This window comes from Mycolicibacter sp. MU0102 (assembly GCF_963378105.1).
Lineage (GTDB): Bacteria > Actinomycetota > Actinomycetes > Mycobacteriales > Mycobacteriaceae > Mycobacterium > Mycobacterium holstebronense.
Window position 1 is genome coordinate 3483127 of sequence record NZ_OY726398.1, and the last position, 13019, is coordinate 3496145.

The 13019-nt window shown below is 64.9% G+C and carries 11 protein-coding genes and 1 riboswitch; of the genes, 4 read left to right on the forward strand and 7 right to left on the reverse strand.

Annotated elements, in window-relative coordinates; genetic code table 11:
• Nucleotides 1–42: 42 nt before the first annotated feature.
• Nucleotides 43–1230: a hypothetical protein gene (locus RCP37_RS16475; protein WP_308484090.1), complete on the forward strand. Its 1188-nt coding sequence runs from the start codon at nt 43–45 to the stop codon at nt 1228–1230.
• Between the two features lie 56 nt (nt 1231–1286).
• Complete coding sequence (locus RCP37_RS16480) at nt 1287–1937, forward strand: JAB domain-containing protein (protein WP_308484091.1); 651 nt, start codon at nt 1287–1289, stop codon at nt 1935–1937.
• On the opposite strand, the gene RCP37_RS16485 is transcribed toward RCP37_RS16480, so the two are convergent.
• The 7 genes from RCP37_RS16485 to RCP37_RS16515 form a co-directional block, all read right to left on the reverse strand.
• Nucleotides 1934–3121, reverse strand: coding sequence for a restriction endonuclease subunit S (locus tag RCP37_RS16485; RefSeq protein WP_308484092.1), 1188 nt, complete (start codon nt 3119–3121; stop codon nt 1934–1936). The genes RCP37_RS16480 and RCP37_RS16485 overlap by 4 nt on opposite strands.
• The gene (locus tag RCP37_RS16490; protein ID WP_308484093.1) at nt 3118–4599 is read right to left on the reverse strand and encodes a class I SAM-dependent DNA methyltransferase; all 1482 of its coding nucleotides are present in this window, start codon (nt 4597–4599) and stop codon (nt 3118–3120) included. The genes RCP37_RS16485 and RCP37_RS16490 overlap by 4 nt, the downstream gene beginning before the upstream one ends.
• Nucleotides 4600–4603: 4 nt before the next feature.
• Nucleotides 4604–5347 carry a nucleotidyl transferase AbiEii/AbiGii toxin family protein gene (locus tag RCP37_RS16495; RefSeq protein ID WP_308484094.1) on the reverse strand — a complete coding sequence of 248 codons (744 nt, stop codon included), beginning with the start codon at nt 5345–5347 and terminating at the stop codon, nt 4604–4606.
• A 116-nt stretch (nt 5348–5463) separates the two neighbouring features.
• The gene (locus tag RCP37_RS16500; protein WP_308484095.1) at nt 5464–6060 is read right to left on the reverse strand and encodes a type IV toxin-antitoxin system AbiEi family antitoxin domain-containing protein; all 597 of its coding nucleotides are present in this window, start codon (nt 6058–6060) and stop codon (nt 5464–5466) included.
• Between the two features lie 69 nt (nt 6061–6129).
• A complete protein-coding gene (gene hsdR / locus RCP37_RS16505; RefSeq protein ID WP_308484096.1) occupies nt 6130–9141 on the reverse strand; it encodes an EcoAI/FtnUII family type I restriction enzme subunit R in 3012 nt (1003 codons plus the stop codon).
• Complete coding sequence (locus tag RCP37_RS16510) at nt 9087–9353, reverse strand: hypothetical protein (protein ID WP_308484097.1); 267 nt, start codon at nt 9351–9353, stop codon at nt 9087–9089. The genes hsdR and RCP37_RS16510 overlap by 55 nt, the downstream gene beginning before the upstream one ends.
• Before the next feature lie 59 nt (nt 9354–9412).
• Nucleotides 9413–10222, reverse strand: coding sequence for a dienelactone hydrolase family protein (locus tag RCP37_RS16515; RefSeq protein ID WP_308484098.1), 810 nt, complete (start codon nt 10220–10222; stop codon nt 9413–9415).
• 46 nt (nt 10223–10268) lie between these two features.
• Nucleotides 10269–10395, forward strand: a riboswitch (cobalamin riboswitch).
• A 21-nt stretch (nt 10396–10416) separates the two neighbouring features.
• Here RCP37_RS16515 and RCP37_RS16520 point away from each other — a divergent pair.
• Together RCP37_RS16520 and cobO are read left to right on the forward strand one after the other, a co-directional pair.
• Nucleotides 10417–12402 (forward strand): magnesium chelatase subunit D family protein, encoded by a 1986-nt coding sequence (locus RCP37_RS16520; RefSeq protein WP_308484099.1) that lies wholly within the window; start codon nt 10417–10419, stop codon nt 12400–12402.
• Nucleotides 12402–13016 carry a cob(I)yrinic acid a,c-diamide adenosyltransferase gene (gene cobO, locus RCP37_RS16525; RefSeq protein WP_308484100.1) on the forward strand — a complete coding sequence of 205 codons (615 nt, stop codon included), beginning with the start codon at nt 12402–12404 and terminating at the stop codon, nt 13014–13016. The genes RCP37_RS16520 and cobO overlap by 1 nt, the downstream gene beginning before the upstream one ends.
• Nucleotides 13017–13019: the final 3 nt, after the last annotated feature.

The window sequence follows — 13019 nt, forward strand, 5'->3', positions numbered from 1 at the left end:
TGATGTCCGGGCTTGTCGGGGAGGCGCCGTAGGCTAAATCCCGTGGCAGGCGAGAAGCTATTCGATGATGGACCCCGATCGGATAGCAGCCCGGGGCGTCACACCGAGAAGCCCTTCCACTTCCTCAACCGCCGCGCGGGCGCATTCTGGGACCGAGTGCGAAATCACCTCCAAACCTGCTATGCGGCGTTCCCTGACGAGCACAAGCCTGGGCTCGTCAGCCGTCTTCGTGACGAGGACGAGAGGCAGCACCTTCCTGCGTGGTGGGAGCTGTACGTGTTCACACTGTTCGACCGTCTCGGGTATGCCGTCAAGGTGCACCCGGATCTCACGGGCAACACCGGCAAGAACACAAGGCCTGACTTCCTCGTCGCCAAGGGGCCGTTCAGTATGTATGTCGAAGCTGCGTTCATCTTCAACGCCGACCCGACCTCCGACGCCTGGAACTGGGTGTGTGACTGCGTCAACGACGCGAAGAACTCCGACTTCATGGTGGACCTTGAGATCACGGCGGAGGGCAAACAGCGCCCGGCGAAGCGGGAGATCGTTGAACCCCTCGAAGCTTGGCTACGGACGTTGGACTACGACCGTGCCCTGGCTGACCAAACGGCGGGCCGTGCGTTGCCGCACTGGCAGCTCCCCGCACGCGACTGGGTCCTCAGCCTCACTGCGGGACCCGTTCGGCCGGACCGTCGTGGTATCCCCGGTCGCCTGATTGCGATCTACCCTATGATCCCCGCCAACTTTACGAGGGATGTCGAGCGTTTGCGAAACACGTTGAGCAAGAAGGGGGGAAAGTACGGCACACTCGACCAGCAGCTCGATAGGCCGCTGGTGGTAGCTATCGGGTGTTGGAACTCGATTGATGAGTTCGAACTCGTGAACGCACTTTTCGGCTCCGACGCTCTCGAAATCTCATGGGATGGGCAAAGCGCGCCTCGGCGGGTTCGTCGGCGCGACGGGTATTGGCGGCCCGGAGCTGAGCCCCGCGGCTCTCGGATTTCCGCCGTGCTGTTCGGCGACACTATGAGGGCCTGGACGGTTGCGTCGGGGCTGCCCCCACTGTGGGTCAATCCGTGGCCGTTTAATCCGTTGGGGCAACCTCTCCCGTTCGCCTCGGTCAATGTTGGCGATTCGGGCAATCTGGTTCGTACGGAGGCATCCACGACCGCCGCCGAACTTTTCGGCTTATCGCCGGAGTGGCCCAACGAGTCGGCATTGAATTCGTGAGACGCGTCGAGCTGTCGGGCGTGCGTCGTATTGTCCTGCCAGGAGGTGCAGATGACATGCTGATCAACGCGCTACCCCCAACCGAGCGGCCGCGTGAGCGGTTGCACGCCCGTGGCGTCGACGCGCTGACCGACTGCGAGCTGATTGCGCTTGTGCTCCGCAATGGCACCACGGGCAAGAGCGCAGTTGACCTCGCGGCCGAGCTGATTGCCGAGTTCGGGTCAGCCCAGGATTTGGCACGCGCAAGACCGGAGGAGTTGGCGACCGTGCCGGGTGTCGGTCCGGCAAAGGCAGCGGCTCTTGTAGCAGCATTCCAGCTGAGTAGCCGAAGCGTTCGCACCGACCCGGTTCAGTTGCGCGCTGCTGACGATGTCGCGACGATCGCCCGTGCCGAACTTGCCAACGCTCGCCGCGAACGGCTGATCGTCGTCATCTGCGATGCCGGCAATCGGCTTCAACGGGTCGTGGCCGTTGCCGAGGGCGCTCTCGACCGGTCGGTCGTGCCGGTGCGCGAAATCTTGAACGCGGTTCTCCGACACGACGGGCGTGCTTTCGCGATCGCCCACAACCATCCGGGTGCGACCGCCGAGCCCAGCGCGGCTGATCGGCGCACGACCGACTTGGTAAAAGCCGCGGCGACCACGGTGGGTCTCCGTTTTCTCGGCCATATCATCGTGACAAAAGATTGCTGGGAAGTCGCTGCCTAGTCAGTATAGCCCGCGAAAGTTGCGTTGAGAGACGCCGGTAGTAGTGAACTTGCCAGAGCGTCAGCGTCCAAGCTGATCGTCCGAAACGCTCGCGCCTCGGTCCGGAACGCGTCGAGGCGCGCCACGATCTCCTGCTGATGTTGGTGCGATGGTGGAACCGGAATGAGGACCTGGCGCAGGAACTCTGCTGGGACACGTTGCTGACCAGCAGTACCAGTGAAGTGCTCGGCCGCTTTTTCACGGAGTTGGCGCGTCCGCAATATCCGATGGATGTATTCCGCCGTGACCCCATCGCCAGTCCTGACGACGTGGAACTCGGTGGAGCCGAACCCGAAGTCGCGTTCGGAGAATACCGCCGACTTGCCGTTCTGCATACAGGGCGTGATACGCGCGAAAATGACGTCTTCCCGTCGAAACTGCTTGTACCCAGTACCTACCTCCATGACCGACCGGACCTCCGCGCCAGAGATCGATCCTGTATCGGCATCGACCGCAGCCATCGGCACAAAAGACACAACCTCGTCTGCGGTCAGTCGAGCTGGTCGCGGGTTGATCTCAGCAACCTCCGACAGGCGCCGAAATGGAATACCGGCTGCGCCAAGACTGGCGATCAGCTGGGATTCTCGGCTGTCTGTCATCGCATCGAACAGAAGCTCCGCATGACGTTTCCGCTCGAAAGCAGCGTCGACAGTTTCCGATACGCGATCTAGGTAGCTTGCAACTCGCCGCTGCTCGTCGATTGGCGGAAGTGGAATCGCCAGTGCCTCAAACCGGTCGATCGCCAGAGTGCGGTTCCTACCGGCCGACCCAGGTGAAGCCTGCCGGATGAGCTCGAGGCCTGGTTCACTCCTGAAAAACCAGGACGCCCAGTTCGTGTCGATCTCATCATCGTTAATCGGCACGTAAGTCATGAAGCGGTGCGAGCCGATCTTGCCCTGCTCAGCATGGCCTGCGACCGCCACAGCGCCTTCCCACGCAAACACGTTACTGAGCAAAAGGTCGCCCGGCTCAATTCGAAAGACCCGCTTCGAGCCAAGTTGAGCGCCCGAGACTGGCTCCTTGTGGAACACGCCCCGGCCGAACGATCGGATGCCGATCTCCTCGTAGGACCCGTCGAGACGGACCTCCACTGGTCGACGAGTCAACTTCAGCACCTTGCCGACTCGCCTCATCGCACGGCTCACAGCGCACCACCAGTGATGTCGGCTTGGAGGCCCTCAAGCAGCCCCAAAATCGACCGCTCCGTCTCAACCAATTCCGCCAGCAGTTCCGCTGGTGGTCGGTGCGCCAGGTCATCACCCCGGTTCGGATTGCGCAGGTCCAGGTTGTACTCGTCGTTGGCCTCGATGTCGGCGATCGGCACCCGCCAGGCGCGTTCGTTCTCGACGCGGTTCGACCACCAAGCTTGGCAGTCGGCGAACTCCTCGAAGCGCATCGGCTTTGTCTTCGAATACTTCTTGCGGCCCTCGGGCGGCGGGATCTGGTAGTACCAGACCTCTTTCGTCCGGCCGGCCTTGTCGAAGAACAACAGGTTCGACGGAATGTCGGTGTAGGGGGCGAAGGCGCCATCGGGCAGGCGCACGATGGTGTGCAGGTTGCACTCGGTCAGCAGCTGCTTCTTGATCCGCGCGCCAACACCGCCGCCGAACAGCAGACCGTTGGGTACGACGATGCCGCACCGACCGCCGTCTTTGAGCATGCGCATCACCAATTGCAGGAACAGCCAGGCGGTTTCGGCGGTCCGCTTGTCGGCGGGGAAGTTGGCCTGGATCGACTTCTCCTCTTCGCCGCCGAACGGCGGGTTGGTAAGGATGACACCGACGCGTCGCGCCTTGCCGATCTGCGTAATCGATTCGGCAAGGGCGTTGCCGCGGGTGATGTTGGGCCGGCCCACGCCGTGCAGGACGAGGTTCATCATCCCGAGCAGGAAGGGCAGCGGCTTCTTCTCGATACCACGAAGATTGGTGTGCAGGGTCCGCAACTGGGCCGTTGTGGTTACCTTCGGGGTGAGGTGTTCAAGGGCCTCGACCAGGAAGCCGCCAGTCCCGCAGGCCGGGTCGAGAACGACCTCGCCGAGCTTTGGATCGACTTGCTGGACGAGGAACCGGATGATCGGCCGTGGTGTGTAGAACTCGCCGGAATCCCCGGCCGCGTCGCGCATTTCGCGCAGCATCGACTCGTACAGATGCGCCATCGTATGGATGTCGTCCGACGACGCGAAGTTGATCTCGTTGACCTTGTTGACAACATCGCGCAGCAGATACCCGGACAGCATCCGGTTGTGCGTTTCTCGAAATACCGCGGCGAGGATGTCGCGGGGGTCGTGTCCCCCGGCGCCCGATAGTCCGCGCAAATACGGCAGCAGCTCATTGTTGACGAATCCGAGCAGGGCCTCGCCGGTGCGCCCGTTTGGGTCGGCCGCCCAATCGCGCCAGCGGTACGGTTCGTCGATCGCCGGCCGAAAATCCTCCTCGGTGATCTCGCGGTTCTCCTCAAGGCCGTCAAAGGCTTTCAGGAACAGCAACCAAGCCAGCTGCGGGATGCGGTCGAGGTCGCCGTTTAGCCCGGCGTCCTTGCGCATGGAGTCGCGTGCGGATTTGATCACGGCGGCGAGCTTTGCCTGCGGCGACGTCGCCGAAGCCGCCTTCCTCTTTGTTGCCACCTGGTTACTCCTTCACGTTGGGGTGCATCTGAGCCCACAAACGCTGCACCAGCGCAACGGCCTGCGGAAAGGTCTGCGCGTCAACGTCGTGGGTGGCGGCGAGGTGCTGGTAGCGAGCGGGCCAGGAATCGGGCAGCGGAGGTAGCCGGCGTGGCGGCTCCATGACGTTCCGCTCAGCCCAAACCGTGCGCGCGGCGTCAGCGACTGCACCGGGATTGAGTAGGTCGTTCTCGATCAGCAGCACGAGGTCAAGGAGGTCGCGGACCCGCGAGTTCTCGCGATCTCCGAAGTCCCGGGTCATGGCGTGGAACTTCTCGGCGGCGTGACGGTGCACGTCGACGATTTCGACTTCTACCGTCGGGATGGCCGCGAAAGCGAGGGAGTTCGGCAAGGGCAGGCGGTCGGTCGCCAATAGTTCGTGCGCCCGAGGTGAGATGTCGAGCTTGATCGCTCCAAACGGCTTCCCGGCAAGGAAGCTCGCGATCGAAACGCGCCACGTGAGGTGCCCCCCTCCGTCCTCGCGAAGCGCGGCCGGTTCGCTCACCTCGAAGACGAACCGGTCTACGAATGGATCGGCGGACAATGCGTCGATCAAGCGGTCATGGAGATCCGCCGAACTTGGGACGCTGTCGCGCAGGCCCATGTCGACATCTTTGGTCAACCGTGCGGCGTCGGCGAGGCGCACCTCAAGAGCCATGCCGCCCTTGAGTACCCAGAGTCCCGGTTCTGCGGCTTCCAAACGCGCCACGATCCGTTCGAATAAGACACGCCGACGGAGTCGATCCAGAGCGATGCGGGTCTCCCGCGAGGTCATAAGCAATCGGTGCTCCAGAGCAGCTCGCAATGCCTGCGGTGAGCCGTATGTCATGAGACATCACCGCGATTGAGGGCGCGTTCAAGGTACAGCGCAGCACGCGGGTCGATGGATTCTGCCCGCGCTCGCAGAGCCCGGACGCTGACGAGTCCGCGTTGACGAGCGTCCGCCACTGCTCGACCCAGTTGATCCTCATCGGGTGCTGTCGCGGCAATATCGATCAGCGACCGTGCGGGCGTCGTGACCCGAAAGCCGGGCCCCTCCTGCACATCATCGACATCTAACTCTGCGTAGTGCAGGTCGACGGCGTTATCTCGCGTCGTGAAACCGGCGGGCACCGTCAGGTTTACCAGTGCAGCTTCGAACTCGCCGATGTCGTGCACAGCAAGCGCCGTTTCGTGCGAGACCACTCCCTGGCCACGCGACCACAGTGACCACCTCACCAGGTCGTCATGAACGTCGGGGATCCATTCGGCAAGTCGGAACAACCCACGTTCGATCCGCAGCCAGTTGCCTGCTGAAACGTGGTAGGCCTGCGCTTGGTACGAGTACCCGACGCCCTTGGCTTGGGCCGCGGTGAAGTACCCAGCCTGCCCGGCGGCAAGGCTGAGCAGCCTTCTTCGCAGATCGCGGCGGTCGATGGGCACACCACGATCCTATACGCAAACTGTAGTTTCATTGCGCAACTGCTAGAACAACTCAAGTTCCCATTGAGTTCAGGCCACGTATACAAGTTCTCCAAGTCTCGTTTGTGCCGTACGCCAGGCCTCCGGTGAGCCGAACCGGCGCGCGATCTCGACCGGCGTACCAAGTGCCGACAACGGCGGCACCTGGAGCACGCCGGGGCTTTCCAGTTCGGTGATCCCGTACTCGGCGTACTTGTCGAGCAGGTACTCAAGCACCTCGCGGGCGGCCGGCTGAAACTCCGTGAAGAAGTCCGCATGCTCCTTGCGGACACGCCGCGCCCGATCGGTGCGCGTCGCGAGCGGCTGATTCCAGGCCAGGTGCACGAGAATGTCGATCGGGTCGGCATCTGGCAGGCCGGCGCGCTCGGCAAGCTCGTCTGCATCGATCCCATGTTCGGCCAGCATGTCGAGCACCTCGTACCGACTGAGCCGGCTGGCCCACTTCGCCCGCAGCTCATTGGCGCTGGGAAACAGCGACCGAATAGTCTCGGTCACCAAATCGCGGTACTCCACCAGCCGCAGCCGTTGAGTCTGCGGGTCAAGTTCGTACACAGCCTCTGCGGTGACAAACACCTCGACATCGTCGACGTAGAACTTGGCGCGCGGTTCGGGCAGATCGTCGGGGTCAATATCGGCTTCGCCGTCGTCAGGGCGCGGTGCCGGCTCGAATGACGGCTCGGGCTCCTCGACGACGACATCCTCTACGACGTCACCTTCATCGTTGATCGATTCTTCAATGACACGCTCGGGTGGTCCGTCGAACTCGGGATCACTGAACAGGGCGCTCGCGCCCGAGTAGTCGATGATGTCGAAGGAGAGCTTGTCCTCATCGGGGAACAGCCGGGTTCCGCGACCGATCATCTGCTTGAACAACGCCATCGATCCGACCGTGCGGAACAGGACCACGTTACGCACGGTCGGCGCGTCCACGCCGGTGGAGAGCATCTCGGAGGTGGTCGCGATCACCGGAAACTGCGCCTCGGTGTCGCAAAACCGACTCAGGTGTCCGATGCCGATCTCCTGTTCGTTGCTGACGATCCGGACCGCATAGTCCGGGTGCTGCGGTGTGAGATCGGAATTCGCGTTGTGCAAGGCACGGCGCATCTGATCGGCATGCTCCTGGTTGACGCAGAACACGATGGTCTTGGCGAACCGATCGGTAGTCCGCAGGTAGTTCGTCAGGTGCTTTGCGGCAGCCTCGGTACGGCTGAGCAGTGAGACCACCCGCTCAAAATCTGGTGTCGTGTAAAGCCCAGCCGGGATCTCCTTGCCGAACAGGTCAAGCTGACCCTGATCGGGCGCCCAGCCGTGCGCATCCGGGCTGAGCACGACTCGGCGTACCCGGTAGGGCGCCAAGAACCCGTCTTCGATGCCCTGCGCCAGCGAGTACTCGAACAGCGGGGCGCCACCGAAGTAGGCATACGTATCGGCTGTCTCGTCTCGCTTCGGCGTGGCAGTCATGCCCAGCTGCGTCGCTGGACTGAAGTGTTTGAGGATCTTCCGCCACGAAGACTCGGCGCGGGCACTGCCGCGGTGACACTCATCGACGATGACGAGGTCGAAGAAGTCAGGCGCGAACTGACGGTACATGCCGTTGCTTTCGTCGCCGCTGTCGGCAAGTTGTTGGTAGAGGCCGAAGTAGATCTCGCGGCCCGCTTTCGCCGTACCCTTCAGCTTCCAAATCGGCGAACCCTCGCCATCGCCGAACGCCGGCTTGAACTCACGCTCAATTGGTTGGTCGATAAGGACATTCCGGTCGGCCAGGTAAAGGATGCGCGGATGCCGACCGTGGACCCATTGACTGTTCCAGAGCTTCCACACGATCTGCATCGACACGAAGGTCTTGCCGGTTCCAGTAGCCATCGTGAGGAGCAGCCTCTTGTCGCCGCCCAGGATTGCCTCGACAGCACGGTTGATCGCGGTCCGCTGGTAGTAGCGGGGCTCCTTAACTGTCCCGTCGCCGTTGCGCAATGACCGATTGAACGGAGCGAGCAGGCCATCAGCGGCGGAGTCGTCTTTGATCCCCTTCCACTCCCGGTAGCGAGCCCACAACACCTCGGGTGACGGGAACGCCGGCAGGTTGTCGCATTCAATGCCGGTGTTTCGGTCGTCTTCGACGATGCTCACGCCGTTTGTCGAGTAGGCGAAGGGAACGTCAAGCAGTTGCGCGTAGTTTTTCGCCTGCTGCATGCCTTTGCCAGCGGTCGAGTACTCACGCTTGGCTTCCACAACGGCGATCGGTACGCCCGGCTCGTACTCGAGCACGTAGTCAGCTCGCAGCGCGGCGGCTCGCCGGTGCTTGGAGCCGATCTTGACTATCCGCCCGTCGGTGATGGCGTACTGCTCGACGATTTGATCGTCGTCCCATCCCGCATCCTCCAACCGCGGCAGGACGTAATCCCGGCAGGTGTCCGCCTCAGTGGGGCGGGGGCGCTTCTTCTGTGGAGCGCCCGCAGTCGTGGGCGGATCCGGCTCCGGATCGCCGAGCAGCGCGCGCAGGGCTGCCCGGACGATTTCGCTGACCGATGTCCGCTCCGAATGGGCGCGCGTTTCCAACCGTTCCTTGAGTTCGGGCGGGACACGGATAGGTACGACTTCGGCACGTCCCTGCGGTCGCTGCCGGGCTCGGACCGCAGCAAGGTCAAAGCCCGACTCCGCCTCGGCGACCCCAGGCGATAGCTCCTTCGCGGAAGCGGCTTCTGGCAGCTCAGCGGCCTCGGATTCGAGGTACTTGAGCACGGCATGTCGAACCAGTTCGCTAACCGACGTGCGCTCGGCAGCCGCGTACCGTTTGGCGGCGGCATGCAGGCCGGCGTGTAGTCGCACGGGTAGCACGACGGCTGGTGCGGCTCCTATGCGCGGGCGCCCCAACGCGCGAGTGATGCGACCCGCGTCGTAGCCACGCTCAGCCTCGTCCGCGAGCGCACCGAGCTGCTCCTCCGAAAGTGCAGGCGCGGGAACGGCATCGTTGTCTTGCCTGTCTCCTTTCATGTGATCACCTCCCCGCCACCCGGGAGCAGGCCTAGGTACTGACGGCGGCAACGCATCGCGTGCCAGATCAAATGGTCCCCGCTGGGCTGGCGACCACCGACGAGTTCAACAAGGTTGCCCGCACTGTCCGGCCCGATGGTCAGGATCTTCGGAGGATCAGCACCGTCGTCGATAACCCCCTCAAAGACATAGAGGTCGTAGACGTGGGAGATCTCCTCGATCGAATAGCCGTGCTTGAGCGCAGACTCAGCCACCCGAAGCACAGATTCGAGTGTAATACGAAATTATGGCCTGTCCAGAGCTATCGGCCCAGCTTGAACTGTTACATCTCCGACGACGTCAGCCGCTCGGTGAGGAATTCCACCACCCGCTTGCGCGCCTCGTAGGCAGGGTGACCGTCGACCTCGCGAACCTGGTCGGTGAGCACCGAGTGCGCCATCCGAGACAGACCGTGCGGGTTGCCCGACGAGGAATCGATCTCGATCACCTCGAAAGCGTCCCCGAGCCGCGCTTTGAGCGTCGCGAAGCGGTCGCCGGGCGCCATCTTGTCCTCGCTGAACCGCAGGCCCAGCGCGCACAGGCCGCCGCCCGCGGCCCGGTCGGCAACGACGCCCAACTCGACCTCGGAGAGCCCCGGGTCGCGGCGTTGCTTCAACGTCAGCGGTATCGGCACGGACGGTTGGCTGAGCACCGGGGCCAGCACGGCGTCGTCGACCGCGGCTGCCAGCGCGAAGCCGCCGGTGAAGCACTGCCCGATCACGCCGACGCCTTTGCCGGGAGTCTTCTCGTTGAGATCACGGGCCAGCGCCCGCAGGAACTGGCTGACCGGCCGCTGCTTGTCGGTGGCGAACGCGGCGAACTCCCTGGTCACGCAGGCCCGGGCGATCGTGGTCGCGGCGTAACCCGGCGTGATCGCCTTGCCCGGCTCGCCGAACAGCGAGGGAATCGCGACGGTGAACCCGTTGTCCACCAGGTGATTTCCCAGCGCCAGCACCCCCGGGTGTATCCCCGGGATCTCCGGGATCAGCACCACGCCGGGCCCCTCGCCCTTGCGGTACACGTCGTGGGTGAATCCGCCGCCGGTGAACGGCTCGGCGACCCATCCGGTCAAGTCTGCTTCGGGTGCGGTCATCGGTCCTCTAGTCCTTTCGCCTAGGTCGGCGTCTCACGCCATGGGTGTTAGGGTATCGGCGCGAAGTGCCAGGGAAGTCGGTGTGACTCCGACGCAGGCCCGCTACGGTGTTCCGCGGCGCATTCCGGTGCGCCCCGGTCAGTCCGAATACCGGCTTCGCGTTGCCAACACTGGGCATCACGAGCGGAGCCTCAATGCAACAGCTGTACCCGTTCCCCGCTGTCCTCGGCGGCGACCCGGATGCCCCGGGCGGCCTCGACGACATGGCGCTGGCGCTTGTCCTGAGCGCGATCTCCCCCGGTATCGGCGGGGTGCTCATCCGCGGCGAGAAGGGCACCGCCAAGTCGACCCTGGTTCGGGCGCTCGCCCAGGTGCTGCCGCCCATCGACGTGGTGGCCGGCGACCGGTTCTCTTCCGATCCCACTGAGGCGAACCCGCTCTCCCCCGACGGCCCGTTCCCCAGCGACGTCGCTGTCGAGACCCGCCCGGTGCGGCTGGTGGAGCTGCCGGTCGGCGCCACCGAGGACCGGGTGGTGGGCTCCATCCACCTGGAGCGGGCGCTGAGCGCCGGCACGGTCGACTTCGAACCCGGGCTGTTGGCGCGCGCCAACCGCGGCATTCTCTACGTCGACGAGGTCAACCTGCTGGCCGACCACCTGGTGGACCTGCTGCTGGATGCCGCGGCGATGGGGCGGTTGACCGTGGAGCGTGACTCGGTCTCGGTGACCCATGCCGCCCGTTTCGTGATCGTCGGGACGATGAATCCCGAGGAGGGCGAACTGCGTCCGCAGCTGCTCGACCGGTTCGGGTTGACCGTCGAGGTGTCTGCGCCGCGCGATCCGGCGCTGCGGGCGGAGGCGGTACGGCGGCGGCTGGCGTTCGACGCCGACCCGGATGGTTTCACCGCGAGCTACGCCGCGGCCCAAGAGCGGTTGCGGGCCCGGATCCGTGCAGCCCAGAAACTGCTGCCGCAGGTGGCGCTCACCGACGCTTCGCTGGTCAAGATCGGTGAGATCTGTGCGGCGTTCGACGTCGATGGCCTGCGCGGCGACATCGTGTGTGCGCGCACCGCGGTCGCGCATGCGGCGTGGCAGGGACGCGATGCGGTCACGCTGGAGGATCTGCGGGTGGCCGCCCGGTTGGCCCTGCCGCATCGGCGACGACGCAAGCCGTTCGACGCGCCGGGTCTCGATGACGCCGAACTCGACGAGCTGCTGCCGCCGGAGGATTCCGGTCCCGAACCCGACCCGGACGGTCCGGGACCCGACGGTCCCGAGCCCGAGGGTCCGCCGGAGGGCGGGAACACCACACCAACCGACCAGAGCGGGCCGCCCCGGTCCAAGCCGGACTCCACGTCGACGGTGGGTGCCGACTCCCCTTACCGGGCACGGCTTTTCTCCGTCGACGGCGTGGGCGAGGGACGCGCCGGCCGGCGCAGCAGGGCCCGCACCAGTTCGGGTCGCCGGGTGGGCGCCACCGCGTCCGGTAACACCGGCGGACTGCACCTGTTCGAGACGCTGCGCGCCGCCGCGCCGCATCAGGGCGTCCGGGGCCGGATCGGCGGCCGGATGATCCTGCAGGCGAACGATCTTCGTCGGGCCGTCCGGGAAGGCCGGGAGGCCAACCTGGTGCTGTTCGTGGTCGACACCTCCGGGTCGATGGCCGCCGTCGAGCGGATGCGCCACGTCAAGACCGCGATCTTGTCGTTACTGCTGGACGCTTACCGGCGCCGTGACCGGGTAGCGGTGGTGACGTTCCGGGATACCAAGGCGGAGTTGGTGTTGCCGGCGACCGGGTCGGTGGAGATCGCCGCCGTCCGGCTCGACGAGTTGCCCGCCGGTGGCCGCACCCCGCTGGCCGAGGGCCTGCTGGAGGCCGCCGAGGTGATCCGCCGGGAGCGGCTGCGCGAGCCGGCCTGCCGACCGCTGCTGGTGGTGTTGACCGACGGCCGCGCAACCGCCGGGGCCGACCCGGTGCAGCGATCCGTGCTGGCTGCCGACCAGCTTGCCGGACAGGGTCATTCGGCGGTCGTGGTGGATTGCGAGAGCGGCCGGATGCGGCTCGGGTTGGCCCGCACGCTGGCCGAGCACTTGCGGGCCGAATACGTCCCGCTGCCGCAGGTCAGCGCCGAGGCACTGACCGACGTCGTCCGCGACGCCACCGGAAGAGGAGCCGCCTGATGCCGCAGGGACAACCGTTGACGGTGCCCGACGATAACCTCACCACCCGCCAGCGCCGCAACCGACCGCTGCTGATGGTGCACACCGGCGACGGCAAGGGGAAGTCCACTGCCGCGTTCGGATTGGCGCTGCGCGGCTGGAATCAGGGCTTCAACATCGGGGTCTTCCAGTTCGTGAAATCCGCGAAGTGGCGAGTCGGCGAACAGAGCGTGCTCGAGCGCCTGGGCGCACTGCACGCCGAGACCGGTGAGGGCGGCCCGGTGCAGTGGCACAAGATGGGCTCGGGCTGGTCGTGGAGCCGCAAGGCCGGCGGCGTCGAGGATCACGCCGGTGACGCCGCCGAGGGCTGGGCACAGATCAAGGAACGCCTGGCGGCGCAGACCCACGACCTGTACATCCTTGACGAGTTCACGTACCCGATGGGTTGGGGCTGGGTGGACGTCGAGGACGTGGTGGAGACGTTGGCCAACCGTCCGGGCCACCAACATGTCGTCATCACGGGCCGGCGCGCCGATCCGCGGTTGATCGAGATCGCCGACCTGGTCACCGAGATGACCAACATCAAGCACCCGATGGACACGGGCCAGAAAGGCCAGCGCGGCATCGAATGGTGAACG

Coding starts and splice junctions, on each gene's coding strand:
- cobO (WP_308484100.1), top strand. CDS start 12,402: ATGCCGCAGGGACAACCGTTGACGGTGCCCGACGATAACCTCACCACC.
- RCP37_RS16520 (WP_308484099.1), top strand. CDS start 10,417: ATGCAACAGCTGTACCCGTTCCCCGCTGTCCTCGGCGGCGACCCGGAT.
- RCP37_RS16480 (WP_308484091.1), top strand. CDS start 1,287: ATGCTGATCAACGCGCTACCCCCAACCGAGCGGCCGCGTGAGCGGTTG.
- RCP37_RS16515 (WP_308484098.1), bottom strand. CDS start 10,222: ATGACCGCACCCGAAGCAGACTTGACCGGATGGGTCGCCGAGCCGTTC.